The following is a 26,989-nucleotide window of genomic DNA, read 5'->3' as shown; positions in this document are numbered from 1 at the left end:
GGTCTATCGTTCCGGCATGCTCGATCGCCTCCGGAACAACGCCCACGCCGCCAAGCTGCTGGCCGACGTGTTCGACTTCGACTTGACCCGCCTCGATCCCGTCGAACCGGTGCGGCTGGCCTCGGGCGGCGAGCTGCAGGTGGTCGCCGGCGACGCCTCGGGCGGCACGTTCTTCGTCTGCGACGGCGGCCCCGTGCTCTACGCCGGCTCCGAAGGCACCGCCGGGATCGTCGCCGCCGACCTCGGTGCCGCGATCCGCCTCGTCGTCGGGGTACCGACCTGGCAGGACGTCGTGGTGCACGCACCCGACCTCGAAGCGATGCGCGCCGCCTTCGAATCGTCCTACGCCGAGCTGAAGGAGGACGAACCCGAGATCGACCAGCTCCGCTCGGAGGTCGCCGCGGAGCTGGAGCTCGGCCAGGTCGCCGTCGAGACGGTGCTGGCGTCGCTGAGCACGTCCTTGACCGAACTGTCGCCGCGCTATGTGCTGCTGAACGAAGACGGCGACGAGTACGACCCGCTCTGACTCGGGTTTCGCAACAACGCCAAAGGAGGCCTTCGGCGTGCGCCGAAGGCCTCCTCGCCAAGGGGGGAACTCAGCCGCGCAGGGCGCTGCCGGCCTGCCAGGCGCTCCAGCTGATCGCCCAGTCGCCGTGGCCGTTGTTGATCGCCAGCTGCGGGCCGCCCGAGTTGGTGACCTCGACGACGTCACCGACGTTGAAGTTGTCGAAGAACCACTTGGCGTTCTCGGTGTTCATGTTGAGGCAGCCGTTGGAGACGTTGGCGCTGCCCTGCACACCGACCGTCTTCAGGTTCTCGTGGAGGTACTCGCCGTCGTTGGAGATCCGGACGTTCCAGTTCTCCGGCGCCTTGTAGTAGCCGGGGTCGCCCTCGCACACGCCGTAGCTGCAGGAGTCCATGATCTTGCTGGCTTCCTTCCCCAGCACGGTGTGCGTGCCGTTGAAGGTCGGCGTCGGGCCGCGCGGCGGGGTGTCGGCGGTCTTGCCCATGCTGGTCGGCGCGGTCCGCACGAGCTGCCCGTTGTGGTACGCCTTGATCTGGTGCGTGTTGCCGTCCGCCTTGGCGATCCAGGAGTCGTGGATCTTGTAGGTGGCCGAGACGTCCTGGCCGCCGTACGCGCCGCCCCCGATCGGCGTGCCGAAGGTCGTGGTCTCGAGCTTCACGGTCGAGCCGGCCTTCCAGTAGTCCTTGGGCCGGTAGTGCACTTCGCGCTTGCCCACCCAGTACCAGCCGCCCTCCTGGGCGGGCGAAGACGTCACCTTGAGGGACTTCTCCACCGTGGCCTTGTCGGTGATGTCGTGGTCGAACTTCAGGCCGATGATCAGGCCGACGCCGAAATCGCCCGACGCCGCCTGGAAGAGCGCGGGGCTGGCGACCGCGGCCGGCTTGAGGGTGCGCACCTCCCCGCGCTGCTCGCTCGTCGCGCCCGCCGGGTTCGCCGCCGTGACGACCGCCTGGTAGGTGGCCCCGTACCGGAGGCGGTCACTGCTGGTCCACGTCGTCTTGTCCGGCGAGAGCTCGCCCTTGACACCGTTGCCGGTCTGCGGGTTCGTCACCGCGACCGCCTGCAACGTGCCACCGGACGCCTTGATGACGATCGGGTCCTTCGGGCTCAGCTGGTCGCCGCCTTCGGGGCCGAAGACCACCTTCGCCGCCGGCACCCCGGGCACGGTCGCCGTCCCGGTCGTCCCGGTCGCCCCCGCCAGCCCGGCCGGCTGCGCGGCCCCCACGGTCTCGGACTGTCCACTACATGCAGCCAGCACCAGGGCCACCAGCCCGAGCCCGGCGATGCGGATCATTCTCACGATCATCAGACGTCCCACCGGGCCCGAAGTTGTGTCACGATCAGGTCTCTCGCGAAGTGTGACTTGGCGCAGCTTCGAGGTGACTCGGCGTGCGGAAGACCGGGGCCGATCGGCCGAATCCGGGGGCGCCGGTGAAGCACTTTCCCCGTGCTCCGCGACATAGCCGGCGTGACCCGCCGAAGACGGCACGGGAGTGGGGTACCTGATGCGCTGGAGCGAGTTCGCCCCCGTGGTGACCGCCGTCGCGGCGACGATCGCGCTCTTCGGCGGGTACGTGCAGTTCGTGCTCCGGCGCGCCCTGTTCCCGTGCGTCGAGTTCGACGTCGACTTCGTCCTGCTGCGCGCCGACGACACGCAGAAGGTCGGCGACATCGTGGTGACGATCAAGAACGTCGGGCCCGGATCCGGCTACGTGAGCCAGACTCAGGGGCGGGTCCGATACGCACTCGACGGCGAGACCACGACGAGCCGCGACGGAGTCGAACCCTCGTTCGGTCACCGAGTCGATCCGCAAACCGGCCCGGGACAAGACGTCCGCCTGATCCTCGACGGTGGCTTCCTGTTCGCGCCGAACTGGCAACGCGCGTTCGTGCAACCCGGCGTCACCCAGCTGTACCGCAAACCGCTTCTGCTGCCCGCCGGAGCTGTTCTGGTCCACGTGTGGGCGGCGTTCGAATACCACGTCCCGGTCGGCCCGGTCAGCCGGCTGCTCGCCAGGATCCTGATCCACCACACCAGGACGCCGAGAAAACTCGACTACACGGTCCGGCGGACGTTCCGCGTCGATCAGGCTCCCTGACGGACCACCCGGTACCGCAGGTGGGTCACGCCGCGACCGTCGAGCCGCCGGACGGGTTCCAGCTCTACGCGACCGAGCCCGGCCGGCTCGAACAGCCGCCTCCCGCCGCCCAGCAGCACCGGGATCAAGTGCAGCTCGAGTTCGTCGAGCTGGCCGGCCGCCAGCAGCGCCTGCGCCGCGCCCGCGCCGTGCACCAGCACGGCCCGGTCTCCCGCCGCTTCCCGGGCTTCGACGGCACAGGCGTCGACGTCCGTGTAGAACTTCGCGCTGCCCGGCGGTTCGTCGGCCGGGTCGATGTCGTGGGTGAGCACGTGGATCGGCACGCCGTCGTGGTGGTCGCCGCCCCACCGCTTGGCCAGCTCGAACGTGCGGCGGCCGGAGATCACCGCGCCGGTCGACGAGGCTTCGGCGTACACCTGCCCGTTGATCCCCTCGGAATTCCGGTCGTCGAGCCAATCGAACAGCCGCCCTCCGTCGCGGCCGAGCTCCTGGCCCGGGCGGTCGTCCGGGCCGGCGATGTACCCGTCGACCGACATGGACATGTAGAGCCGCAGTGGCGTCCTCATCCGCGATACCTCTTCACTTGCGCTCGACCCGGCACGAAGCCGCTTTCACCCCTGCGTCGATCACGGGGCGCCGGATTCGACAGCCGGGGCCGAAGATTTTCGTTCGGCCGCCGGCGTCAGCGCTCGAAGGTTCCGCGTCGGAGGTGGTGGCGCGGACCGCACTTCCCCTGCGGCCGCACCACCACCCGGCACACACTCTACCCGATCCTCGAACGGATGTTCGAATCAGGGGTCAGGAGACCGTCCACACCTGGCTCGAGGCGTTCGTCCCGGCGAGCTGGCTGACCTGCGCACCGCTCGCCGTGGAGGAGCCGGCCACGCCGATCGCGAGGCCGCTGTTGACGTTCTGGAGGAAGTACTGACTGCCGGTGAGGCTGCCCACCAGGTCCGCGGTCCATTGCTGGCCGGCGGCGCCGGTGCAGGTCCACTGCTGCAGCTGGACGCCGTTCGCCGTCGACTGGTCCGGGACGTCGAGGCACAGCCCGCTGTTGACGTTGACCATGGTGAAGACGTTGTCGGCGAGCTTCGTCAGCCGCCACTGCTGGTTGGCGCCCCCGTGCGCGGGCCATTGGATGATCTTGCCGCCGGCCGCGGTCGACGCGCCCGAGGCGTCCAGCACCATCGAACTGTTGGCGTTCTTCAGCACGTGCGCGGTGGCGCTGGGCAGCCCGGAGTTCGCCGACCACGTCCCCGCGTCGGCGTCCAGGCTCCAGCTCGGGTACTGGCCCAGGTTGACCGTCGTGCCGCGGATCGTGAGCGGCAGCCAGATCAGCGGCGAGTTCCCCATGGCGTTGCCCGTCCAGCGGTCGCCCGCGTAGATGTAGGTGGTCGCCGCGCTGCCCTGGACGGTGATGATGTTCGCCGTCTGGCTGTTGTAGGTGTTGGTGCCCGGCGCCGCGAAGTTCCGGAACGGCGACCACGGCCCGGCGAGCGACGACGCGGTCGCGTACACGTTGTCGTTGGTGGCCCAGCCGGTCAGGTGGGAGGCCAGCAGGTAGTACGTCCCGCCGACCTTGATCACGGCCGGGGACTCGTAGTTCGGCAGCGTCGCCACCGCGCTCGCCACCGAGAGGTAGTCCGCGGACAGCCGGTAGATGCGGAGGCTGCGGCCGGCGTTCTCGCTCATCAGGTACGCGGACCCGTCGGTGTCCTGATACAGACCGATGTCACGGCTCTGGTTGCCCAGCGGCTGGAAGCTCCCCCGGTAGCTGTACGGGCCGCACGGCGTCGGACTGGTCGCCACGCCGACCCGCTGCTCGGAGTAGCTCGTGTTGTCGATGTGCAGGTACATCACGTACGTCCGGGTCGTGGCGTTGTAGAGGACCTTGGGCCGCTCGACGATGCGGTTCGGCCCGAGGTCGCCGCTGCCCTGCTTCGCCAGCGCGATCCCCTGGTGGGTCCAGTTCGCCAGGTCGGACGACGTGTAGCAAGGGATGTCCTGGAAGGCGGTGTTGGCGGTGGTCTGGCCGGTCTTGTCCTCGCCGAAGCCGTACCACGTGGTGCCCACCTGGACGATGCCCAGGCCGTGCAGCTGCAGCGCGCGGCCGGCGGTGTCGTAGCGCGTGGCGCCGAGGGTGAACGTGTTCACCGCCGCGTGCGCCCGTGCCGCGGGCACCAGGACGCCCGCCACGACGGCGAGCACGACGACGAGCAGAGCGAGCGGCCGGTTCGCCCGTTCCCGCGGGAACCGGTGCGGTGAGCTGGACATCCTGGGTTCCTTTCCGTGGGGGTTCCGCCCGCGGCCGGCGGCCCACCCGGACCGTCGAACCGGTTCGCTAGAAGGGCGCCCGGGAATAGTAGGAACCACATCGGGAACAGGTCAACGACATCCTGGGGCAGGGACCGAAACTTACATCGCCACCGCTTGCCCGAATCGAATCGGTTCGATCAACCAGGACCCGGAAGAGGAGCTCGCTTGTCAACGTCTTGACGCCGCCGACGTCATCGTTCACAGTCCTCTGGTGCGTTCAGGCGCACCGCCGGTCGACCAACTGTCCCCTTCCTCTCCACCATTCACCCACGGCTTGCCCGGCGCCGAAATGTTAGCGCTAACACTGCTCTCGATGGTCCCCGTCAACGAAGAAGGGAACGATCCCATGCCGGTTGGATTCGTGCGTTCGGCGAGGTGGCGGCCCTGGCCGGCCGCCGCGGCAGTGGTGGCGACAGTGGCCGGGTTGCTCATCGCCGCCCCCACCTCGGCGTCGGCCGCCACGGTGGACCCCACCGCCTGGTACGTCCTGGTGAACCGCAACAGCGGCAAGGCCCTCGACGTCAACGGCGCGTCCACCGCCGACGGCGCCCGGCTCATCCAGTGGACCCGCACCAACACCACCAACCAGCAGTTCCAGTTCGCGGACGCCGGCGGCGGCTACTACAAGCTGCGCGCGCGGCACTCCGGCAAGCTCGCCGACGTCCAGGGCGCTTCCACCGCCGACGGCGCCGCCGTGGTGCAGTGGACCGACAACGGCGGAGCCAACCAGCAGTTCAGCCTCACCGACACCGGCAGCGGCTACGTCCGGCTGGTCAACCGCAACAGCGGCAAGTCCCTCGACGTCCAGGGCGCCTCGACCGCCGACGGCGCCGGCATCGTGCAGCAGACCAGCGCGGCCGGCAACGACCAGCAGTGGCAGCTCGTCCAGGTCGACGGCGGCACCGGCGGCGGCTGCACGCTGCCCTCGACCTACCGCTGGAGCTCGACCGGCCCGCTGGCCAACCCGAAGTCCGGGTGGGTCTCGCTCAAGGACTTCACCAACGTCGTCTACAACGGCAAGCACGTCGTCTACGCCACCACGCACGACACCGGGTCGGCCTGGAAGTCCACGAGCTTCAGCCCGTTCACGAACTGGTCCGACATGGCCACCGCGACCCAGAGCGACATGTCCTTCGGCGCCGTCGCGCCGACGCTGTTCTACTTCGCCCCGAAGAACATCTGGGTACTCGCCTACCAGTGGGGCGGCCCGGCCTTCTCCTACCGCACCTCGAGCGACCCGACCAACCCCAACAGCTGGTCCGCGCCGCAGACGCTGTTCACCGGCAGCCTCCCCACCGGGGCCCCGATCGACCAGACCCTCATCGGCGACGACACGAACATGTACCTGTTCTTCGCCGACGACCTCGGCAACATCTACCGCGCCACCATGCCCATCGGGAACTTCCCCGGCAGCTTCGGCTCGAGCTACACGAAGATCATGAGCGACAGCGTGGTCAACCTGTTCGAAGCGCCCGAGGTCTACAAGGTCCAGGGCCAGAACCAGTACCTCATGATCGTCGAGGCGCGGGGGACGAACGAGCGCCGCTTCTTCCGTTCGTTCACCGCCACCAGCCTGGGCGGCACGTGGACCCCGCAGGCCGCCACCGAAAGCAACCCCTTCGCCGGCAAGGCCAACAGCGGCGCCACCTGGACCAACGACATCAGCCACGGTGACCTGGTCCGCACCAACCCCGACCAGACCAAGACCATCGACCCCTGCAACCTGCAGTTCCTCTACCAGGGCCGCGACCCCGCCTCCGACGGCACCGACTACGGCCTCCTGCCCTACAAGCCGGGCGTGCTGACCCTGCAGCGTTAGCGCGACGGGGGCGGGCCCGGCGCCCGCCCCCGTACCGGCCGGTGACCTCCGGCCGCCGACTGCCCGGGCACCGGCAAAGCGCCCGCTTACAATGGGCACGACCGGGCCGGCCGTCGTGGCCGCGGCCGGGCGAGCTGGGAGGATCACCGGATGACGATGTCGCTGTCGGCCGAGCTCTGGCCGGACGTGCAGCCGGAAACCGCCCGGCGGCTCATGCTGGCCGGGGTGGAGGCCTTCGCCCAGCGCGGCTACCACGCCACCACCACGCGGGACATCGCCGGCGCCGCGGGGATGTCCCCCGCCGCGCTCTACGTGCACTTCCCCTCCAAGGCCGCGCTGCTGTTCGCCATCAGCCGGTACGGCCACGAGCAGACCCTCGCGCTGGTGGAGAACGTCGTCGCCAAGGAATCGGATCCCGTCGAGCGGATCCGGTTGATCGTCGAGGACTTCGTGGCCTGGCACGCGCGGCGCCACACGGTCGCGCGGGTCGTCCAGTACGAACTGCAGGCGCTGCCCGAACAGGAGCTCGAGGTGGTCGCCGCGCTGCGGCGGCGGATCGAGCGGATCGTCCGCGAGGTCATCGCCGAGGGCGCCGAAAGCGGCGTGTTCACGGTGTCCGACCCGCACGTCGCCGCCCGCGCCGTGCTTTCGCTCGGCGTCGACGTCGCCCGCTGGTACAGCGAGCGCGCCCGCCAGACGCCGGCCGCGCTCGGCAAGGAGTACGGCGGGCTCGTGCTGCGCATGCTCGGCGTGCCCGCCGAGTAGCGGACACTTCCTGACCGCTACTCGTGGCACGGTGGCCTCGTGCGGAACGTTCTCGACGCGCGGGCCCTCAACCGCGCCACCCTCGCCCGGCAGCTGCTGCTCGAACGCGCCGGCCTCCCCGTGCTCGACGCCGTCGCCCACCTCGGCGGCCTGCAGGCGCAGGAGCCGCAGGAACCGTTCACCGGGCTGTGGTCGCGGCTGCGCGCGTTCGACCCGGCCTCGCTGGACACGCTGCTGACCGGACGGCGGGTCGTGCGGACCCACCTCATGCGCCGCACCGTCCACCTGCTCACCGCCGACGACGTACTCGCGTGGCGGAGCCGGTTCGATGCCATGCTGCGGCAGCGGGTCGTCACCACCTACCGCCGCGAGCTCGAGGGCGTGGACTTCGCCGAGCTCGCCGCGGCGGGCCGGGCGGTGCTGGCCGACGGCGAACCCCGCTCGATGGGCGAGCTGGCGCGGGCGGTCGCCGACCGGTGGCCCGCGCCGGGCCCGCGCCCGCTCGGGGAGCTGCTGATCGCCGCGCTGATCCCATCGGTGCAGCTGCCGCCGCGCGGGCTGTGGCGGACCAAGGCGGGCGTGCGGAACCTCCCCCTTTCCGGGTGGCTCGGCCGCGACGCCGACCCGCTCGACCCGGCCGACGGCGTCGGCCGGACGCTGGTCCGGCGCTACCTGGCGGCGTTCGGCCCGGCCGCGACGGCGGACCTGCGCGCGTGGTCGGGGCTGGCCGGCCTGCCGGCCGCGGTGAAGGCGGTGCGCGAGGAGCTGGTGGCCTTCCGCGACGAGCGGGGCCGCGAGCTGCTCGACCTGCCCGAAGCACCGCGTCCCGCCCCGGACACCCCGGCCCCGGTCCGGTTCCTGCCGGCGTTCGACAACGCGATCCTCGGCTACGACGACCGGTCCCGCATCATCGACGACGCCCACCGCGGGCTGTCGGTGGCGGGCGAGCGGGTGGTGCTGGTCGACGGCCGCGTCTCGGCGACCTGGACGGTGGCGGAGGGAGCGGTCGTGGTCCGCCCGCTGCGGCGGCTGACCGGGGCGGAACGCGCGGCGGCCGCGGCCGAGGGAAGCGAGCTGGCCGCGTTCTTGAGCGACGGCGAGAGCGACCGGGTCCGGGTGGAACCGGCCTGAGCCACCCCACCGCCCGATCCAAGCGCCCGAAGGCGGCCTTGGTCGCGGCCAACCCTCCGAAGGCCGCCTTGGTTGCTCCCTCCATGCCCCCGCCACCAGCCTCAAACGGAGGCGCTCCGCGCCGCAGTGCCGATTCAACGCACCGAAGGCCACATGGGGCGCCGGCAGCTCAGCCGACCGCCCGGGCGAACCGGTCCGCCACCGCCCGCAGGCCCTCGACCAGGCCCGGCGGGGCTTCCTCCACCACGAAGTCGTACCCCAGCCGGGCCAGGTGGTAGGGCACCGCGTCCAGGTCGTTCGTCCCGGTCCGCACCCGGCAGCTGCCCTCGTCGATCTCCTCGACCACGCCCGACGTGGGCGGGATGCGCCGGGCCAGCGCCGCCGCCGGGGCGGCCACCCGCAGGACCAGCCGGTGCTGGTAGACCTCCGTCGAGATCTGGCGGGAGACGTACTCCGCCAGGTCCGGCGCCGGGGGCTCGCGCGGCGGGAAGCGGAAGCCGATCGACGGCACCCCGGCGATCCGGTCCACCCGGAAGGTGCGCCAGTCCGCGCGGTCGAGGTCGAAGGCGACCAGGTACCAGCGCCGGCCCGTGTGGACCAGCCGCAGCGGCTCGACCGATCGCTGTGTCGAGGCGCCCGCCCGGTCGCCGTAGCCGAAGCGCAGGCGCTCGTGGTCGCGGCAGGCCGTCGCGATCGCCGTCAGCACCGAGGCGTCCACCGTCGGGCCCGCTCCGGGCAGCGACACCGTCGCCGCCTGCAGCGCGCCCACCCGCGGCCGCAGCCGGGCGGGCAGCACCTGCTCCAGCTTCGCCAGCGCGCGCACCGACGCCTCCTCGATGCCGCTGACCGTGCCGCTCGCCGCCGTGCGCAGGCCGACCGCCACCGCGACGGCCTCGTCGTCGTCCAGCAACAGCGGTGGCAGGGCCGCGCCCGCACCCAGCCGGTAGCCGCCCGCCACCCCCGGCGTCGCGTGCACCGGGTAGCCGAGGGACCGCAGCCGTTCGACGTCGCGGCGGATCGTGCGGACGTCGACCTCCAGGCGGGCCGCGAGGTCGGCACCCGGCCAGTCCCGGCGCGCCTGCAGCAGCGAGAGCAGCCTGAGCAGCCGTTCCGAAGTGCCGTACATGGCACGCAGTGTGCCAGACATCGCGGACAGCTCCTGTCCGTGATCCGCCGGAAGGTGCAGTCCCGGCGGCAAACACTTGCCAGGCGCCGCCCCGGCCGGAAAGAGTGACGCATGCCGATCGATCCGCACACCCTGCTCGCCGTCGCCCGCGAAGAAGCCGAGCTGGGCAAGGCCGAAGGGGGCGTGCCGATCGGGGCGGCGCTGTTCGACTCCGCGGGCGCGTTGCTGGGCCGCGGGCACAACCGGCGCGTGCAGGACGGCGACCCGTCGATGCACGCCGAAACCGCGGCGTTCCGCAACGCCGGCCGCCGCCCGCACTACCGCGACACGATCATGGTCACCACGCTCTCGCCGTGCTGGTACTGCTCCGGGCTCGTCCGTCAGTTCGGTATCGGGCACGTCGTCATCGGGGAAGCCGAGACGTTCCACGGCGGCCACGACTGGCTCGCCGGGCTCGGGGTGGAGATCACCCTGCTCGACGATCCCGGCTGCACCGCGCTGATGACGGAGTTCATCGCCGCGCGCCCGGACCTGTGGTTCGAGGACATCGGGGTCGAGAAGTCCGAATAGGACAGTGCAGGACAAAGAGTGCCGAACAGAACAGCGCCTCACAGGAGCCGGTATGCCGTCATCCGTTCCGCTCGTGGACCTTTCGCCGTGGTTCGCGGGCACGTCCGAGGGCCGGGCCGAAGTGGCGGGCCGGATCGACCAGGCGCTGCGGGAGTCCGGCTTCCTGCTGGTCACCGGGCACGGCGTGCCGGACGACCTGCGGCACCGGACGCGTGAGCTGGCGCGGGAGTTCTTCGCGCTGCCCGAGGACGTCAAGCAGCGCTACGCCGTCACGGTCGGCGGCCGCGGCTGGCTGCCGCCGGGCGTCGAGGCCAACGGCTACGCCGAGGGCACCGAGACCCCGCCGGACCTCAAGGAGTCCTACTCGGCGGGCGCGGACACCCGGACCGGCGTCGCCGAGGTGGACGGGTTCTGGTTCCAGCCCAACGTCTGGCCGCACGAGGTGCCCGGCCTCGGCGAGGTGGCGACCGAGTACATGCGCCGGATGCGGGCGCTGGCAGACCACCTGCTGGAGATCTTCGCGGCGGCGCTCGGCCTCGCCCAGAGCCACTTCACCCGGCACACCGGGCACCCGACGTACACCTTCAACATCAACTGGTACCCGCCGATGAGCCGCGTCGGCACCCCGGCGCCGGACCAGTTCCGGATCGGCCCGCACACCGACTTCGGCACGGTCACGGTGCTCGACCGCCAGGCCGGCGTCGGCGGCCTGCAGGTCTGCACGGCCGACGGCCGGTGGGAGGACGCGCCGTTCCACCCGGAGGCCTTCACGGTGAACATCGGGGACCTGATGGCCCGCTGGACGGGCGACCGCTGGCGCTCGACGCGCCACCGCGTCCTCCCGCCGGCCGCGACGGCGCCGGACGAGGACCTGGTGTCGCTGATCTTCTTCTACGAGACCGATCACGACGCCCGGATCACGTCGCTGGCGCCGCCGCTGGGCACCCGGACCTACCCCGAGGTGATCGCGTCGCAGTACCTGAAGCAGAAGCTGGACGCGATCACGATGAGCTGAACGCAGTACCTGAAGGAACTGAAACCATTCAACGCGATCACGATGAGCTGACGTCGGGCTCCGCGCAGACCGTCCGGTTCCGGCCCGCCGCCTTCGCCTGCAGCAACGCCTGTTCCGCGGCCAGCAGCGCTTTGCCCAAGAGCCCGTCCGCACAGCCCGCCACGCCGATCGACACCGTCACCCCGACGAACTGGGGACCGTCGCCCGAGGCCTTCAGCGCCACCAGCGTCGAGGCGATCCGCAGGCGGATGCGCTCGGCGATCGCCATCGCGTCGAAGGGGCCGGTGCCGGGCAGCAGCACCGCGAACTCCTCGCCGCCCGAGCGGCCGACGAGATCGGCGGCGCGGACCTCGTCGCGCAGGGTGCCGGCGACCGCGCGCAGCACGGCGTCGCCGATGCGGACGCCGTAGCGGTCGTTGAGCAGGCGGAAGTGGTCGAGGTCGAGCAGCAGGACGGCCGGGCCGGCGCCGCCGGGGCGGTCCAGCCGGGCCTCGGCGGCGGCGCGCCAGGACGCGCCGGTCAGCACACCGGTGCCCGGATCGAGGGCGACGTGGTCGCGGCGGCCGGCACCCAGCCCGCCGCGGTGCAGCACGACCGTGGCGCCGGCCAGCACCGGGACCAGCAGCGGCGCGCCGACGACGGCCCAGGCGAGCGGGAGGCCGAGCGCGGTCATCGCGGCGTCGAAGGCATGGGCCGGCGCGGCTTCGCGCGGGCGGCGCGGCCCGTCGGCGCCCGTCACGAGCGCGGCGTTCACCGCGAGGAACACCAGCCCGGCGGCGGCGAGCAGGAGAACGGTCCGGGTGCCGAGGACCTCGCCGAGCGGCCGGACGCCGGTCGCGGTGAGGAAGGCGCCCGCGACGAGGCCGGCCAGCGCCGTCACCGCGGCGCCGAACACCTGCCGGTGGACGGGTCTTCTGCGGACCCGGAACCACTGGTGCAGCGCGGAGAGCACGACCAGCGCGACGGCGAGACCGGGCCGGAGCACCAGCACCCCGGCGAAGACCCACGGCGTGTCGACGCCGGGCCCGAGGAGGGTGTCCTCGCGGTGGCGCTCGACCGGCCGCGCGAGCTCCGCCGACCCGAGCATCCCGGCCGCGAGCAGCGCGAACGGCGTCAGCATCGCGGTGACCGGCGGGAAGCGGAGGGCGGCGAGCACGACGGCGGCGACGGCGAGGGCGTCGACCCCGACGAAGTACCAGACCTGGCCGCGGCGCGGCAGCCGCCACAGCGCCCACCGCCGCGGGGCCCAGCGCCGCTGGGCGAGAGCGGCCAGGAACCGGCCCGGTCGGCGTTCCCCGCCGGCGGCGACCGAATCCCCCACCATTTCGGCAAACTAGCCGGAATGCGGGCCGCTGTCGATCCGCCTTCAGGGGAATTCGAACTCGTCGGCGCGGCCCGGCACCGTGGGTCATTTTCCGACCGACGGAGGGTTGACACGCAACATTGGTCTAGTCCACTGTGTGGTGGCACACAGCACTCCTCCCGGGTTGATCCCGCCGCCTCAAACCGGAGGTGCTCCACCTGCACATCGGAGGACCCCCATGCAATCAGTGCGCCGTCTCCTCACCCTCGCGGCCGCGGCTTCGGCCGCGCTGGCGACGACGGTCGGGCTCGCCCCGCAGGCCATGGCCGCGGTCGACCCCGTGCTCGCCTCCCCGTACCTGTACCAGTGGGGCGGCCAGACCAGCCCGTCCGCGGCGATGTCCGCGACCGGCGTGAAAGCGTTTACCCTCGCCTTCGTCCTGTCCGACGGGACCTGCAACCCCAAGTGGGACGGCAGCCGGTCGCTGACCGGCTCCGACAAGACCATGATCCAGAACATCCGCAACGCGGGCGGGGACGTGATCCCGTCCTTCGGCGGCTGGTCCGGCACGAAACTGGGCTCGAAGTGCACGTCGGCCTCCGCGCTGGCGGGCGCCTACCAGAAGGTGATCGACGCCTACGGCCTCAAGGCGATCGACCTCGACATCGAGAACACCGACGAGTTCCAGAACAACACGGTCCAGGACCGCATCCTCAACGCGGTCAAGCTGACCAAGCAGAAGAACCCGAACCTTCGCGTGGTGATCACGATCGGCACCACCACGACCGGCCCCGACTCCTGGGGCAAGCGCCTGATCAACCAGGCCAAGGCGATCGGCGCCCCGGTCGACGTCTGGTCGGTCATGCCGTTCGACTTCTCCAGCGGCGGCGACATGGCCGCCCACACGAAGTCCGCGGTCGACGGGCTGAAGAACCAGCTCAAGACCACGTTCGGCTGGAGCGACGACACCGCCTACCGGCACAGCGGCCTCTCCTCGATGAACGGCAAGACCGACAACGCGGGCGAGACGGTCACGGTGGCCAACTTCAACTCGATCCGCAGCTACGCGACGAGCCACCACCTGGCCCGCTTCACGTTCTGGGCCACCAACCGCGACTGCAGCGGCGGCGGCGAGTGCAGCGGGATCTCGCAGGACAAGTACGCGTTCACCAAGATCGTCGCCGGCTACACCGGCTGACGTCCCGGACCCGTAGTGGGGCTGTCGGGGGCCCTCTCACCGGCATCGGGGTCGGTGAGGGGGCCTTCGCGGGTGCCGGCCGTCAGCGCGGCGGGCCGGGGTAGGGCCCGCAGCCGTACGGGTAGCACGGGTAGGGGTTCCACGGCGGCGGAGTCCACGAAGGCGGCGCCGCGCTCGTCGTCGCCGCGGACGGCGACGGCAGCGTGACCGTGACCGTCGGGGTCGGCGTCGGCGTCCGGCGCGCGCGCATCACCACCGGGGACGGCGTGGTCGTCTCGGTCGGGACGGCCAGGACGGTCGGCGACGGGGCGGCGGTGGCCGGCTGCAGCTGCGGGAACTGCGTGGAGCCCGGCACGGAGTCCGGCCGCGTGGCCAGCACGAGCACCAGGCCGCCCAGCACGACGATCACCGCCGACGCCAGCGCCATCCGCGTCGCCGCGCGGGGCCCGGCTTCCGGCTCGACGCCCCGGCGTGCCGCCAGCTCGGCCGCCCGCGATCCCGGTTTGCGCGGCCGCGCCCCGGTCTGTCTGAGCAGCTCGTCGACCGTCACCCGGTCCCGTCGTCTGCGCGCGCTGCGCGTCATGCACGGCCTCCACCTGATACCCCCACCGCCGCGCTCGCCCGCGGCGGCATGATCCGGGTGGATAGTAGGAAACCCTTGCGGCAGTTGTAAACGCGCTGATCGCCACGGTCTCGTTATCGTTTCGAGACAACCGGATCGCGTTCCCGGCCGTAGCCGTCAACGAGCCGCCGACCGCCGCCGCAGGCCGGCCACCCGGCGGGTCACCGGGGTGAACTCCGGGAGCTTCAGCACCGCCAGCAACCCGAACGGCACGGCCATCCCGAGCAGCCCCTGGACCGGCAGTTTCACCCACGCCCCGGGGATCACCCCCAGTGACGCCGGCACGGCGTGCCCGGCGAGCACCGCGGCCACCACGCCCAGCCCGCTCACCGAGAGGGTGATCAGGCCGACCCGCAGCGACCGCTTGCTGCGCAGGTGACCGAGCCGGACCCACAGCCAGACCTGGCCCAGGACGGCCCCGACCACGAACCCGGCCCCGTTGACGAGCATGACGCCGTAGACGACGTGCTCGCCGTCGAGCAGCCCGCGGCACAACAGCAGCAGCGGGATCTTCACCGCGGTCATCACGAGCATGATCAGCGTCGGCGTGCGGGCGTCCTTCATCGCGTAGAACACCCGCAGCTGCAGCATGACCAGCGCGAACGGCAGCAGCCCGACCGCCGAAACGGCCAGGGTCTGGCCGAGCCGCTCGGCGTCGTCGAGGGTGCCGCGGCCCCAGGTGAAGATCGCGATGCCGATCGGCGTGCCGATCACCGCCAGCACCGCCGAGATGGGCACGAACAGCACCGTCGACATGCGGGAGGCGAGCGAGAGGTCGCCGACGAGCGACACCGTGTCCCCGTCCGCGGCGGCGCGGCTCATCCGCGGCATCAGCGCGGTCAGCAGCGAAACACCGAGAATGCCGTAGGGCAGCTGGAAGAGCAGGGACGCGTAGCTGTAGGCCGTGACACCGCCGCTGTTGCCGCCGGTCAGCACCCGGGTGGTGATGACGAACCCGACGTGGCTGACCACGACGTAGCCGAGGATCCACGCGGCGAGCCCGCCGAACTCCTTGATCCGCGGGTCGAAGCCCCAGCGCCAGCGGAACCGGAACCCGGTGCGCAGCAACGCCGGGATCAGCACCACCGCCTGCGCGACGATGCCGAGCGTGGTGCCGAGGCCGAGCACGAGCAGCTTGGGGTCGCTCATCCGGACCGGGTCGAGGGTCAGCTCCCCCGGCACGATCGCGAACACGACGAGCGTGCCGGTGACGACGACGTTGTTCAGCACCGGCGCCCAGGCCGGCGGGCCGAACACGTTCTGCGCGTTGAGGATGGCCGACAGCAGCGCGAACAGGCCGTAGAACAGGATCTGCGGCAGCAGCAGGTACGCCAGCGCGGTGGTCAGCCCCGGGTTCGCGGTCGGGGACGATTTGTCGACGTAGAGCGCGGTGAACAGCGGGGCGATCGCCACCGCGACGGCGGTGCCGACGGCGAGCAGCACCAGCGCCATGGTGATGAGCCGCTGGGTGTAGGCGCGGCCGCCGTCGGGGTCGTCGTGGGAGCGGACCAGCAGCGGCACCACGACGCTGGCCAGGACCCCGCCGAAGAGCAGTTCGAAGACGATGTTGGGCAACGTGTTCGCGACGGTGAAGGAGTCGTTGACGACCCCGGCCCCGACCACCGCGGCGAGCAGCAGCTTCGCGACGAACCCGGTGACCCGGCTGACGGCCGAGGCGACCGCCATCCGGCCGCTGGAGCGGGCCAGCGACGAGCCGGCACCTTCGCCGCGGCCGGCGCTGACCGGCGACGCGGGCGGCCGCGCGACGATCTGGCCGGCGAACTCGTCGTAGGCGCGCCGGGAGACATCGGGGTCGCGGGTCGGCCAGTGCGGGCCCCTCAGCTCGCGCGGGAGGAAGACCGTCGCCTCGTCGTCCACCGGTGGTGGGTGCTCCGCCATGGGGACAAGCCTGCCAGGTCAGGGGTCCTTTCGGGAGACCGAACACCTGTTCGACGCCACGACGCTCCGTGACGCTCAGGCGGCGACGGTGATCTCCAGCGCGGCCCGCCCGGCCTCGGTCAGCTCGGCGGCCACGCGCCCGGTGCCGCCTTCGACGGCGGGCCGCAGGTAGCCGCCGTGGGCGAGGGCGTGCGCGGTGATCTGATCGCAACAGGCGAATCCGTCGATGAAGAGGTCGGGCTCGCAGCTGCACGACATCTGCGCACGACCCTCGGCCACCGCCTTCAGCATGGCCATCGCACGGTGGGTGAGCTCGACTCCTGAACCGGACACCGGACTGCCTTCCTCGTTCGCCACTACAACGGGTTATTCGCCCGTTGGGCCGATTGTGTTACTTACGGCACTATGACGTTCGGGGTGGGGGTGAGGTTCCGTCCTCTCTTGCCCGGCTTCGACGGACAGAGACTTCCGGCTCTGCCGGGCTTCGACGGAAAGAGACTTCCGGCTCTGCCGGGGTTCTCAAGCTTGTCCTCGCCGGACCGGCAGGCTCTGGGATGACCTCGGCGTGGGTGGTTCGCTCGGCTTCTCGTTGTGGGCCGCGGGAGGTCATCCCGTCGCCTGATTGAGGCCTATCACTTTGAGCCAGGCCCGCAAGCTTGCGCTGTTGTCTTGCCTCTTGTGGTGGGTTGCGGGCCTGGCTCAAAGTGATTCTGCGGCCTCAGGCGACGGGATGACCTCGCCGCTCCTCTGTCTGGTTGCTTCCGATCAGGCGCTGCTCCAGCGTCCCGGCCCACTCGCGGACGATCTGGCGCCTTCTGCGGGTGTCGTCCGTCAGGAGGTTGGCCAGCCCTAGTCCGCGGGCCAGGTCCAGGGTGGCCTGGACCAGCTCGCGCACCCCTGGCCGTGACTCGTCCACGCCCAGGAGCTCCACCGTCACCCGGTGGGCCTCGCGGCCGACCCGGGCCTCCAGGGGTACCAGCACCTCCCGAAGGGCCTCGTCCGTCGCCGCCACCGACCACAGCTGGAGTGCTGCTCGGAACAGGGGGCCCGTGTACAGGTTCAGCACCATCTCCACCACGCGCTCGATGCGCGACGCGCCGCTCGGGAGGCCGGCCGCCTGGGCTCGCAGCTCGTCGATCTGGGCCTCTCCCAGCAGGTCGACCGCCGCCACCACCAGGTCCTCGCGGGCCGGGAAGTGGTGCTGGGCCGCGCCGCGGGAGACGCCCGCGCGCTCGGCTATCCCGGCCACCGTCACGCCGTGCCAGCCGCGCTCGCCGAAGCTGTCGAGCGCGGCCTCGACCAGGCGCCGCCGCGTGGTGCGGCTGCGCTCCTGCTGGGGTTCGCGGATGCCGGTCAAGCCGGCTCCACCCAGAAGTCGAGCTGGAGGTCCTCCTCCGAAGCGCCGCCGACGCGGTACTTCGCGAAATCCGTGACGCCGGCCGCGCGCAGCACCTCGTCGTCGAGGAAGAAGTTGCCGGTCGCCTCGCGGCTCGGCTTGGTGAGGATCGCGTACGCCGCGTCGGCCATGATCTCCGGCGTCCGGCTGCGCGCCGCCAGCTCCGCCCCCACGACGTTGCGGATCGCCGCCGTGTCGATCGTCGTCCGTGGCCACAGCGAATTGACCGCGACGCCGTCCTTCTTGAGCTCGGCCGCGAGCCCGACGGTCACCAGGCTCATCGAGTACTTCGCGATGCTGTAGGCGAGGTGCCCGGCGGTGAACCACTTCTCGTCGAGGCTGATCGGCGGCGACAGCGTCAGGATGTGCGGGTTCGCCGACCGGCGCAGGTGCGGGATGGCCAGTTTGGACAGCAGGAACGTGCCGCGGGCGTTGATGTCCTGCATCAGGTCGTAGCGCTTCATGCTGACCTGCTCGGTCGGGGTCAGGTCGATCGCGCTCGCGTTGTTCACGACGATGTCGATGCCGCCGAACTGCTCGGCCGTCTTGGCCACGGCGGCCGCCACGCCGTCGTCGTCGCGGACGTCGCCGAGGATCGGCAGCGCGTGTCCGCCCGCCTTCTCGATCGCCTCGGCCGCCGTGTGGATCGTGCCCGGCAACTTCGGGTGCGGCTCCGCCGTCTTCGCCAGCAAGGCCACGTTCGCGCCGTCGGCCGCCGCCCGGAGCGCGATCGCCTCGCCGATGCCGCGGCTGCCGCCGGACATCAGGATCGTCTTACCCTCCAAAGTAGACATATCGGCTCCTAGTATGACTTCGGCAGGCCGAGGCTGTGCTGGCCGACGAAGTTGAGCACCATCTCGCGGCTCACCGGGGCGATCCGCCCCAGCCGCACGGCCGTCACCAGCGTGCCGAGGCCGTATTCGGTGGCCAGGCCGTTGCCGCCGTGGGTCTGCACGGCCTGGTCGGTCGCCCGGATGGCGACCTCGGCGGCGGCGTACTTGGCCATGTTGGCCGACTCGCCCGCGCCGAAGTCGTCGCCGGAGTCGTAGAGCGACGCCGCCTTCTGCGTCATCAGCTTCGCGAGCTCCAGCTCGATCTTGATCTCCGCCAGGGGGTGCGCGAGACCCTGGTGGGTGCCGATCGGGGCACCCCAGACCTTCCGCTCGTTCGCGTAGCCGACCGCCTTCGAGAGCGCGTAGCGGGCAATGCCGAGCGAGAACGACGCGCCCATGATGCGCTCCGGGTTGAGGCCCGCGAACAGCTGCGCGATCGCCGCGTCCTCCTCGCCGACCAGCGCCTCGGCCGGGAGCTTGACGTCGTCGAGGAACAGCGAGAACTGGTTCTCCGGCGCGACGATGTCCATCGGGATCTTGGTGTACTCGAAACCCGGGGTGCCGGTCGGCAGGATGAACAGCGCGGGCTTGAGCCGGCCGGTCTTCGAGTCCTCCGTGCGGCCGACGACCAGCACCGCGTCGGCTTCGTCGACGCCGGAGATGTAGACCTTGCGGCCGTTGAGGACCCAGCCGTCGCCGTCGCGCTTCGCGGTGGTGGTGATCTTGTGCGAGTTCGACCCGGCGTCCGGCTCGGTGATCGCGAAGACCATCCGCTTGGTGCCGTCGGCGATGCCGGGCAGCCACTGCTTCTTCTGCTCGTCGGTGCCGAAGCGGGAGATCACCGTGCCGCAGATCGCCGGTGAGACCACCATGAGCAGCAACGGCGAGCCCGCGGCGGCGAGTTCTTCGAGCACCGCGGCGAGGTCGGCGATGCCCGCGCCCCCGCCGCCGTACTCCTCGGGGATGTTGACGCCGAGGTAGCCGAGGCGCCCGGCTTCGTCCCAGAGCTCGTGCGTCTTCTCGTCCGCGCGGGCCTTGCGGGCGTAGTACTCGTGCCCGTACTTGGCGCCCAGCTCGGCGACGGCCTTGCGAAGCGCGACCCGCTCCTCCGGCTCGACGAAGTTCATCGCATTCATTCTGCTTCTCCCACCACGGTGTCCGATTGCGCGTCTCCGACGACGGCGAGGATCGTGCCCACTTCGACCTGCTGCCCGACCGTCACCGGCAGCTCGGTCACCACGCCGTCGGCGGGTGCCGCGATGCGGTGTTCCATCTTCATCGCTTCGAGCCACAGCAACGGGTCACCGGCCTTGACCGGGTCCCCGGCCTGCACCGCGAGCCGCACGACCGTCCCCGGCATCGGTGCGACGAGCGACCCGGCGGCCAGCGCGGCGTCCGGATCGGCGAACCGCGGCTCGGCCTTGAGCGCCACCGAGCCGAGTGCGGAGTCCACGTAGGACACCCCGTCGTGCCGGGCAACGTCGAAGGTGCGCCGCACCCCGCCCACTTCGAGCACGACCCGCCCCGGATCGGCCGTGATCAGGCCGGCTTCGAAGCCTTCGGCCCGCAGGCCGTCGCGAGTCAGCGAGTAGACCACCTCGTACTCGCGATCGGCCACGCTGAAGACCTTGCGCTGCCCGGCCGAGCGGACGTTGCGCCAGCCACTGGGCAACCGGCCCTGCGTGGTGGCTCGCGCCCGGTTGCCCGCGGCGTCCGCCAACGCCGCGGCAAGGGCGGAGAGCCGCTCGGTGTCCTCGGTGGCCAGCGGGGCGGCGAGGGTGTCGAGGCCATGGCGGTCGAAGAACGCCGTGTCCGTCTCCCCCGCCAGGAAGGCTTCGTGGCGGAGGATTTTCACCAACAGGTCCCGGTTGGTGACGACACCGTGGATCTTCGTCCCGGCCAGTGCCTTGGCGAGCCGCCGGGCGGCTTCGGCGCGGGTCGGGGCCCAGGTGATCACCTTGGCGAGCATCGGGTCGTAGTGGACGCCCACCACCGAACCGGTCTCGAACCCGGAGTCGAGCCTGAGCCCGGGCCCGTGCGTGAAGGCACGGTCGACCTCGGGCACCTCGAAGGTGTGCAGCGTCCCGCTCTGCGGCTGCCAGCCCGCGGCCGGGTCTTCGGCGTAGAGCCGGACCTCGATGGAGTGCCCGACGGTCGGCGGCGGGTCGGCCGGCAGGCGCTCACCCTCGGCGATCCGCAGCTGCAGGGCGACCAGGTCGAGGCCGGTGACGTTCTCGGTGACCGGGTGCTCCACCTGCAGCCGGGTGTTCATCTCGAGGAAGTAGAACCGGCCGTCGGGTCCGGCGAGGAACTCGACCGTGCCCGCGCCCACGTAGTCGATCGCCTTGGCGGCCTTGCGCGCGGCCTCGAACAGCTCCTCGCGCATGGCCGCGTCGACGAACGGCGACGGCGCCTCCTCGACGACCTTCTGGTGCCGCCGCTGGATCGAGCACTCCCGCTCCCCCACCGCCCACACCGTGCCGTGGGTGTCGGCCAGCACCTGGACCTCGATGTGGCGCCCGGTCTCCAGGTACCGCTCACAGAAGACGGTCGGGTCGCCGAACGCCGACCCGGCCTCGGCACTGGCGCCTTCGACCGCCTCGGCCAGCTCGCCGAGCGAGCGGACCACGCGCATCCCGCGTCCGCCACCACCGGCGGAAGCCTTGACCAGCAGCGGAAGGTCGTCTTCGGTCACCGACGCCGGGTCCAGTTCGGACAGTACGGGCACCCCGGCCGCGGCCATCAGCCGCTTGGATTCCACCTTGGAACCCATCGTCTCGATGGCCTCCGGCGGCGGCCCGACCCACGTGAGCCCGGCGTCGAGCACGGCCCGCGCGAAGGTGGCGTTCTCCGACAGGAAGCCGTAGCCCGGGTGGACGGCGTCGGCGCCGGTGTCGGCGGCGGCCTTCACCAGCAGCTCGGCCCGCAGATACGTCTCGGAGGGTGCGTTGCCGGGCAGCCGGACGGCCGCGTCGGCCTCCAGCGCATGGGGTGCGGCGGCATCGGCGTCGGAGAAGACCGCGACCGTGCCGATCCCGGCGTCGCGGCAGGTGCGGAAGATGCGGCGGGCGATCTCGCCGCGGTTGGCGACCAGCAGGTTCTGGATCATCGCTCGCTCACATCCGGAAGACGCCGAAGCCATCGGCGCCCTTCACTGGTCCATTGTGGATCGCGGACAGGCTCAGGCCGAGCACGGTGCGGGTGTCGCGCGGGTCGATGATGCCGTCGTCGTAGAGCATGCCGGAGAGGAACATCGGCATCGACTCGGCTTCGATCTGGCCTTCCACCATGGCCCGCATGGCCTTGTCGTGCTCCTCGTTGTACTCCTGGCCGCGGCTTTCGGCGGCTGCGCGGGCCACGATGGACAGCACGCCGGCCAGCTGCGCCGGGCCCATCACCGCGGACTTCGCGCTCGGCCACGCGAACAGGAACCGGGGATCGTAGGCGCGGCCGCACATGCCGTAGTGGCCGGCGCCGTAGGAAGCTCCCATCAGGACGGACAGGTGCGGCACCTTGGAGTTCGACACGGCGTTGATCATCATCGCGCCGTGCTTGATGATGCCGCTCTGCTCGTACTCCTTGCCGACCATGTAGCCGGTCGTGTTGTGCAGGAACACCAGCGGCGTGTGGATCTGGTTGGCGAGCTGGATGAACTGCGCGGCCTTCTGCGACTCCTCCCCGAACAGCACGCCCTGGGCGTTGGCCAGGACACCGACCGGGTAGCCGTGGATGCTCGCCCAGCCCGTCACCAGGCTCGATCCGTAGAGCGGTTTGAACTCGTCGAAGTCGGAACCGTCGACGACCCGGGCGATCACCTCGCGCGGGTCGAACGGCACCTTGAGGTCGGTCGGCACGATGCCGAGCAGGTCTTCGGCGTCGTACAGCGGCTCGGCGTAGTCCGGCTTGGGCGACGGCCCCTGCTTAGTCCAGTTGAGCCGCTTCACGATGTTGCGGCCGAGCCGGATGGCGTCCTGCTCGTCGACGGCCAGGTAGTCGGCCAGGCCCGAAGTCCGCGCGTGCATCTCGGCGCCGCCGAGCGACTCGTCGTCGGACTCCTCGCCGGTGGCCATCTTGACCAGCGGCGGCCCGCCGAGGAACACCTTGGCGCGTTCCTTGACCATCACGACGTAGTCCGACATGCCCGGCAGGTACGCGCCGCCCGCGGTGGAGTTGCCGAAGACCAGCGCGATCGTCGGGCAACCGGCGGCCGACGCCCGCGTGATGTCGCGGAAGATCCGGCCACCGGGGATGAAGATCTCCTTCTGCGTCGGCAGGTCCGCGCCACCGGACTCGACGAGGTTGATCGTCGGCAGCCGGTTCTGCGCGGCGATGTCGGCGGCCCGGAAGCTCTTCTTCGTCGTCCACGGGTTGCTCGCGCCGCCCTTGACCGTCGGGTCGCTGGCCGAGATCAGGCATTCGACGCCCTCGACGACGCCGATCCCGGTCACCAGGCTCGCCCCGACGCGGTAGTCGGTGCCCCACGCGGCCAGCGGCGACAGCTCCAGGAACGGCGAGTCCTCGTCGAGCAGCAGCTCGATCCGTTCGCGGGCCAGGAGCTTCCCGCGCTTGCGGTGCCGCTCGACGTACTTCTCGCCGCCGCCGGCCACGGCCTTGGCGTGCTCGGCGTCGATCTCGGCGAGCTTCTCCAGCATCGCCTCGCGGTTCGCGCCGAACCCGGCGGCCCGCGTGTCCACTGTGGACCTCAAAGTCGTCACGAGGTGTATCCCAATCGCTTCGCGGCCAGGCCGGTGAGGATCTCGGTGGTGCCGCCGCCGATGCCGAGGATCCGGACGTCGCGGTAGTGGCGCTCCACTTCGGACTCGCGCATGTAGCCGAGCCCGCCGTGCAGCTGCACGGCCTCGTTGACCACCCATTCGGCGGCCTCGACGGCGGTGTTCTTGGCGAAACAGGCTTCGGCGATGACCTCTTCGCCCGAGACGTGCCGGACCGCGGCCTGCCGGGTGTAGGTGCGGGCGACGTCGATCTTCCGCGCCATTTCGGTGAGCTTGTGCTGCACGACCTGCCGCGAGATGAGCGGGCGGCCGAACGTCTCGCGCAGCCGGCACCAGTCCAGCGTCAGGTCGAGGGCGCGCTGGGCGTGCGCGTACGCCTGCACGGCCAGCGACAGCCGTTCGGTGACGAACTGGGTGGCCACCTGCGCGAACCCGCTGTTTTCGGCGCCGACCAGGTGCTCCACCGGCACCCGGACGTCCACGTAGGACAGCTCGGCGGTGTCCGAGCAGAGCCACCCCATCTTCTCGAGCTTGCGGCTCACCGTGAAGCCCGGTGTCCCGCGTTCGACGACGATCAGCGAGAGCCCGTGCGCGCCGTCGCCCCCGGTGCGCACGACCGTCGTCACGAAGTCGGCGCGGCAGCCGGAGGTGATGAACGTCTTGGCGCCGTTGATGACGTACTCGTCGCCCTCGCGGACCGCGGTGGTCCGGATCCCGGCGACGTCGGACCCGCCGTCCGGCTCGGTGACGGCGAGGGAGCCGATTTTGGCCCCTTCGAGGGTGGGCCGCACCCAGCGTTCGATCTGCACCGGGTCGCCCGCTTCGGCGATGTGCGGGACGGCGATGCCGCAGGTGAACAGCGACGCGAACAGCCCGCCGGAGCCGCCGGCGTAGTGCATCTCCTCGGCGACGACCAGCGCGTCGAGGTAGTTGCCGTCGCCGCCGCCGATCTCCTCGGGGAACGCCACGCCGAGCAGGCCGAGGTCCCCGGCCGTGCGGTGCAGGTCGCGCGGCAGCTCGCCGGCGCGCTCCCAGTCGTCGAGGTGCGGGAGGACCTCCTGCTCGACGAACTTCCGCACGGTCTTGCGCAGTTCGGCCCGTTCGGGCGTCCGGAAAGGATCGGTCACAGAAGCACCTCGGGGACGTCGATCTCCCGGGAGCGCAACCACTCGCCGAGGGCCTTGGCCTGCGGGTCGAACCGCGCCTGCGACGCGACGCCCTCGCCGAGGATGCCTTCGACGACGAAGTTCATCGCCCACAGGTTCGGCAGCAGGTACCGCGTCACCGGCAGGTCGGCGGTCTCGGGCAGCAGCAGTTTGAACTCGGCGACGGTCAGCCGGTGCACCAGCCACCGCCACGCCTCTTCCGACCGCACCCAGACGCCGAGGTTGGCGTTGCCGCCCTTGTCGCCGCTGCGGGCGCCGGCGACCGTGCCGAGCGGGACCCGGCGCACCGGCCCGTGGTCGAGCGGCTCCGGCAGCGCGGGCTCGTCCACATCGGACAGTTCCTGAGTGGACGCCGAAGGCGCTATGTCGACACGCATCCCGTCCGGCAGCACGGCGACGTGCGGCACCCGGGCCGCGTCCACGTAGGCCGCGGTGTAGACGCCGTACGGCGAGGCGTCCGACGGCGGTGCGGTGACGTGGAACCCGGGGTAGCCGGCCAGGGCGAGTTCGACGGCGGCACCGGTGAACGCCCGGCCGGCGACCTTCGGATCGGCGTCCTTGACGGCGACGTGCAGCAGCGCGCTCGCGGTCTGCTCGGTGTCGGCGTCCCGGTGGTCGGTGCGGGCGAGGGTCCACCGGACGTCGGCGGGCGGCCGGTTCTTCAAGGCCGCTTCGAGCTGTTCCCGGACCAGCGCGGCTTTCGCCTCGATGTCGAGTCCGGTGAGGACGAACGTGGTCTCGTTGCGGAACCCGCCGAGGGTGTTGAGCGCGACCTTCAGCGTCGGCGGCGGCGCTTCGCCGCGGACACCGGAGATGCGGACCCGATCGGGCCCGTCCTGGCTCAGCGAGAGCGTGTCGAACCGGGTCGTGACGTCCGGCCCGGCGTACCGCGCGCCGGTGATCTCGTAGAGCAGCTGGGCCGTGACCGTGCCGACGTTCACCACGCCCCCGGTGCCCGGGTGCTTGGTGATGACGCCGGCGCCGTCGGCCTCGATCTCGGCGATCGGGAAGCCCGGCACGCCGATGCTGTGCTCGGTGAAGAAGGCGTAGTTGCCGCCGGTGGCCTGGGCACCGCATTCGATGACGTGCCCGGCGGCGACCGCGCCGGCGAGGGCGTCGAAGTCGTCGCGGGCCCAGCCGTAGTGCGCGGCCGCCGGGCCGACGACGACGGAGGCGTCGGTGACGCGCCCGGTGACGACGACGTCCGCGCCCGCGTTGAGGCACTCCGCGATGCCCCAGGCGCCGAGGTAGGCGTTGGCGGTCAGCGGTTTCCCGAGGTCCAGCTCGTCGGCGCGCTGCACGAGGTCGTCGCCTTCGACGTGGGCGATCTTGACGTCCAGGCCGAGTTTTTCCGCCAGCTCGCGCAGGGCGCCGGCGAGCCCGGCCGGGTTGAGCCCACCCGCGTTGGCGACGATCTTGACGCCCTTTTCCTGTGCCAGCCCGAGGTTTTCCTCCATCTGGCGGAGGAAGGTCTTGGCGTAGCCGCGGGTCGCGTCCTTCATCCGGTCGCGGCCGAGGATGAGCATGGTGAGCTCGGCCAGGTAATCGCCGGTCAGGACGTCGAGCGGGCCACCGGTGAGCATCTCGCGCACGGCGGAGAACCGGTCGCCGTAGAACCCGGACGCGTTGCCGATGCGGTAGGTCATGCGAACTGCCCCGGCTTCCGGCCTTCCCCGGGAGGCCCGGCGAAGGCCTGCGCGATGGTCAGCCACTCTTCGACTTCGGCACCGCTCGCGACCAGGTCCGTGTCGGCCGGGTGCCGCCGCTGCGTGACGACCAGGCAGAAGTCCAGCGCGCTGCCGGTCAGCTTCTGCTCGGCGTCCTCCGGGCCGAACGCCCAGGTGGTGCCGTCGGGCGCGACGAGTTCGACGCGGAACTCCTCGGCCGGCGGGGCGAGCGAGTGGAGCTTGTAGGCGAAGTCGCGGGTCCGGGTGCCGAACCGGGCGATGTGCCACAGCCGCGCGGTCGGTTCGCGGGTCACGCCGAGGGCGTCGAAGACGTCCTGCCCGTGCGCCCAGGTCTCCATCATCCGTGCGGTCGCCATCGAGGCGGCGCTCATCGGCGGGCCGTACCAGGGCAGTTTCTGGCCGTCCGGCACCGCTTCCAGGGCCTCGGCCAGCAGTGTGCGGCCTTCGCGCCAGTCTTCGAGGATTTCCTGCGGTGGGCGCTGCGCGCCGGCCTCCGCTCCGTCGTCGACGTACGTCTCGCCGGTCTTGAGGAGCTCTTCGACCTCGGCCTGCCAGTCTTCCGGATGCGCGGCGGCGATCAGGGCCTTGCGGTCGGTCCAGGCCAGGTGCGCTATCTGGTGCGCGATCGTCCACCCCTCGGCGGGCGTTGCGCGTGCCCAGTCGGACGCCGGCAGGTTCGCCACCACATCGTCGATCGTCCGTGTCTCCGCGTCGAGATCCCCGAGGATCACGCCGAGGTCCGCCATCGCCCGCCTCCTTGCGTCCTGGCGCCAGGGTGGCACCG

General features: G+C 71.3%; 24 protein-coding genes. 8 read left to right on the top strand and 16 right to left on the bottom strand.

Features of this window, described 5'->3' with window-relative positions:
• The first annotated feature begins 16 nt into the window (after positions 1 to 16).
• On the top strand, positions 17 to 526 hold the full coding sequence (locus ACWED2_RS21345; RefSeq protein WP_449692214.1) for a hypothetical protein: 510 nt from the start codon (positions 17 to 19) through the stop codon (positions 524 to 526).
• A 70-nt stretch (positions 527 to 596) separates the two neighbouring features.
• Here the strand turns inward: ACWED2_RS21345 and ACWED2_RS21340 are convergent, their stop codons facing one another.
• Positions 597 to 1,820, bottom strand: a complete 1,224-nt coding sequence (locus ACWED2_RS21340; RefSeq protein ID WP_449692256.1) for an Ig-like domain-containing protein — start codon at positions 1,818 to 1,820, stop codon at positions 597 to 599.
• A gap of 211 nt (positions 1,821 to 2,031) precedes the next feature.
• Between ACWED2_RS21340 and ACWED2_RS21335 the strand changes: the two genes are divergently transcribed.
• Positions 2,032 to 2,625 (top strand): hypothetical protein, encoded by a 594-nt coding sequence (locus ACWED2_RS21335; RefSeq protein WP_449692213.1) that lies wholly within the window; start codon positions 2,032 to 2,034, stop codon positions 2,623 to 2,625.
• Here ACWED2_RS21335 and ACWED2_RS21330 read toward each other — a convergent pair.
• Complete coding sequence (locus tag ACWED2_RS21330; protein ID WP_449692212.1) at positions 2,613 to 3,191, bottom strand: dihydrofolate reductase family protein; 579 nt, start codon at positions 3,189 to 3,191, stop codon at positions 2,613 to 2,615. The genes ACWED2_RS21335 and ACWED2_RS21330 overlap by 13 nt on opposite strands.
• A 232-nt stretch (positions 3,192 to 3,423) precedes the next feature.
• Positions 3,424 to 4,899 carry an RICIN domain-containing protein gene (locus ACWED2_RS21325; protein ID WP_449692211.1) on the bottom strand — a complete coding sequence of 492 codons (1,476 nt, stop codon included), beginning with the start codon at positions 4,897 to 4,899 and terminating at the stop codon, positions 3,424 to 3,426.
• Between the two features lie 388 nt (positions 4,900 to 5,287).
• Between ACWED2_RS21325 and ACWED2_RS21320 the strand changes: the two genes are divergently transcribed.
• From ACWED2_RS21320 to ACWED2_RS21310, 3 genes are all read left to right on the top strand, one after another.
• Positions 5,288 to 6,760 carry a non-reducing end alpha-L-arabinofuranosidase family hydrolase gene (locus tag ACWED2_RS21320; protein WP_449692210.1) on the top strand — a complete coding sequence of 491 codons (1,473 nt, stop codon included), beginning with the start codon at positions 5,288 to 5,290 and terminating at the stop codon, positions 6,758 to 6,760.
• Positions 6,761 to 6,910: 150 nt separating this feature from the next.
• Positions 6,911 to 7,525, top strand: coding sequence for a TetR/AcrR family transcriptional regulator (locus ACWED2_RS21315; RefSeq protein WP_449692209.1), 615 nt, complete (start codon positions 6,911 to 6,913; stop codon positions 7,523 to 7,525).
• Between the two features lie 39 nt (positions 7,526 to 7,564).
• The gene (locus ACWED2_RS21310) at positions 7,565 to 8,656 is read left to right on the top strand and encodes a winged helix DNA-binding domain-containing protein (protein WP_449692208.1); all 1,092 of its coding nucleotides are present in this window, start codon (positions 7,565 to 7,567) and stop codon (positions 8,654 to 8,656) included.
• A 169-nt stretch (positions 8,657 to 8,825) separates the two neighbouring features.
• Here ACWED2_RS21310 and ACWED2_RS21305 read toward each other — a convergent pair whose 3' ends face one another.
• Positions 8,826 to 9,782, bottom strand: coding sequence for a helix-turn-helix transcriptional regulator (locus tag ACWED2_RS21305; protein WP_449692207.1), 957 nt, complete (start codon positions 9,780 to 9,782; stop codon positions 8,826 to 8,828).
• 111 nt (positions 9,783 to 9,893) lie between these two features.
• On the opposite strand from ACWED2_RS21305, the gene ACWED2_RS21300 reads away from it, so the two are divergent.
• Together ACWED2_RS21300 and ACWED2_RS21295 are read left to right on the top strand one after the other, a co-directional pair.
• Positions 9,894 to 10,352, top strand: a complete 459-nt coding sequence (locus ACWED2_RS21300) for a nucleoside deaminase (RefSeq protein ID WP_449692206.1) — start codon at positions 9,894 to 9,896, stop codon at positions 10,350 to 10,352.
• A gap of 52 nt (positions 10,353 to 10,404) precedes the next feature.
• Positions 10,405 to 11,367, top strand: coding sequence for an isopenicillin N synthase family dioxygenase (locus tag ACWED2_RS21295; protein WP_449692205.1), 963 nt, complete (start codon positions 10,405 to 10,407; stop codon positions 11,365 to 11,367).
• Positions 11,368 to 11,404: 37 nt separating this feature from the next.
• On the opposite strand, the gene ACWED2_RS21290 is transcribed toward ACWED2_RS21295, so the two are convergent.
• On the bottom strand, positions 11,405 to 12,691 hold the full coding sequence (locus ACWED2_RS21290; protein ID WP_449692204.1) for a diguanylate cyclase: 1,287 nt from the start codon (positions 12,689 to 12,691) through the stop codon (positions 11,405 to 11,407).
• 217 nt (positions 12,692 to 12,908) lie between these two features.
• Between ACWED2_RS21290 and ACWED2_RS21285 the strand changes: the two genes are divergently transcribed.
• Positions 12,909 to 13,868, top strand: a complete 960-nt coding sequence (locus ACWED2_RS21285) for a chitinase (protein ID WP_449692203.1) — start codon at positions 12,909 to 12,911, stop codon at positions 13,866 to 13,868.
• A gap of 82 nt (positions 13,869 to 13,950) precedes the next feature.
• On the opposite strand, the gene ACWED2_RS21280 is transcribed toward ACWED2_RS21285, so the two are convergent.
• The 11 genes from ACWED2_RS21280 to ACWED2_RS21230 all read right to left on the bottom strand — a co-directional run bounded on the left by ACWED2_RS21280 (position 13,951) and on the right by ACWED2_RS21230 (position 26,951).
• A complete protein-coding gene (locus ACWED2_RS21280) occupies positions 13,951 to 14,451 on the bottom strand; it encodes a hypothetical protein (RefSeq protein ID WP_449692202.1) in 501 nt (166 codons plus the stop codon).
• 156 nt (positions 14,452 to 14,607) lie between these two features.
• Positions 14,608 to 16,389: a murein biosynthesis integral membrane protein MurJ gene (gene murJ, locus ACWED2_RS21275; protein WP_449692201.1), complete on the bottom strand. Its 1,782-nt coding sequence runs from the start codon at positions 16,387 to 16,389 to the stop codon at positions 14,608 to 14,610.
• Positions 16,390 to 16,464: 75 nt separating this feature from the next.
• Positions 16,465 to 16,722: a hypothetical protein gene (locus ACWED2_RS21270; protein ID WP_449692200.1), complete on the bottom strand. Its 258-nt coding sequence runs from the start codon at positions 16,720 to 16,722 to the stop codon at positions 16,465 to 16,467.
• A gap of 385 nt (positions 16,723 to 17,107) precedes the next feature.
• Positions 17,108 to 17,746, bottom strand: coding sequence for a TetR/AcrR family transcriptional regulator (locus tag ACWED2_RS21265; protein ID WP_449692199.1), 639 nt, complete (start codon positions 17,744 to 17,746; stop codon positions 17,108 to 17,110).
• On the bottom strand, positions 17,743 to 18,579 hold the full coding sequence (locus ACWED2_RS21260; RefSeq protein WP_449692198.1) for an SDR family oxidoreductase: 837 nt from the start codon (positions 18,577 to 18,579) through the stop codon (positions 17,743 to 17,745). Before ACWED2_RS21260 ends, ACWED2_RS21265 begins: the two co-directional genes overlap by 4 nt.
• Before the next feature lie 8 nt (positions 18,580 to 18,587).
• Positions 18,588 to 19,754 (bottom strand): acyl-CoA dehydrogenase family protein, encoded by a 1,167-nt coding sequence (locus ACWED2_RS21255; RefSeq protein ID WP_449692197.1) that lies wholly within the window; start codon positions 19,752 to 19,754, stop codon positions 18,588 to 18,590.
• The gene (locus tag ACWED2_RS21250; protein ID WP_449692196.1) at positions 19,751 to 21,727 is read right to left on the bottom strand and encodes an ATP-binding protein; all 1,977 of its coding nucleotides are present in this window, start codon (positions 21,725 to 21,727) and stop codon (positions 19,751 to 19,753) included. Before ACWED2_RS21250 ends, ACWED2_RS21255 begins: the two co-directional genes overlap by 4 nt.
• Positions 21,728 to 21,734: 7 nt before the next feature.
• On the bottom strand, positions 21,735 to 23,333 hold the full coding sequence (locus ACWED2_RS21245) for an acyl-CoA carboxylase subunit beta (protein ID WP_449692195.1): 1,599 nt from the start codon (positions 23,331 to 23,333) through the stop codon (positions 21,735 to 21,737).
• Positions 23,330 to 24,478: an acyl-CoA dehydrogenase family protein gene (locus ACWED2_RS21240; protein WP_449692194.1), complete on the bottom strand. Its 1,149-nt coding sequence runs from the start codon at positions 24,476 to 24,478 to the stop codon at positions 23,330 to 23,332. The genes ACWED2_RS21245 and ACWED2_RS21240 overlap by 4 nt, the downstream gene beginning before the upstream one ends.
• Positions 24,475 to 26,163, bottom strand: coding sequence for an acyclic terpene utilization AtuA family protein (locus tag ACWED2_RS21235; RefSeq protein ID WP_449692193.1), 1,689 nt, complete (start codon positions 26,161 to 26,163; stop codon positions 24,475 to 24,477). Before ACWED2_RS21235 ends, ACWED2_RS21240 begins: the two co-directional genes overlap by 4 nt.
• On the bottom strand, positions 26,160 to 26,951 hold the full coding sequence (locus ACWED2_RS21230; RefSeq protein WP_449692192.1) for a TIGR03084 family metal-binding protein: 792 nt from the start codon (positions 26,949 to 26,951) through the stop codon (positions 26,160 to 26,162). Before ACWED2_RS21230 ends, ACWED2_RS21235 begins: the two co-directional genes overlap by 4 nt.
• Between the last annotated feature and the right edge of the window lie 38 nt (positions 26,952 to 26,989).

The organism is Amycolatopsis sp. NPDC005003 (genome assembly GCF_053600695.1).
Note: the sequence above shows the minus strand (reverse complement) of the source record. Positions and strands in the feature narration are given on the sequence as shown.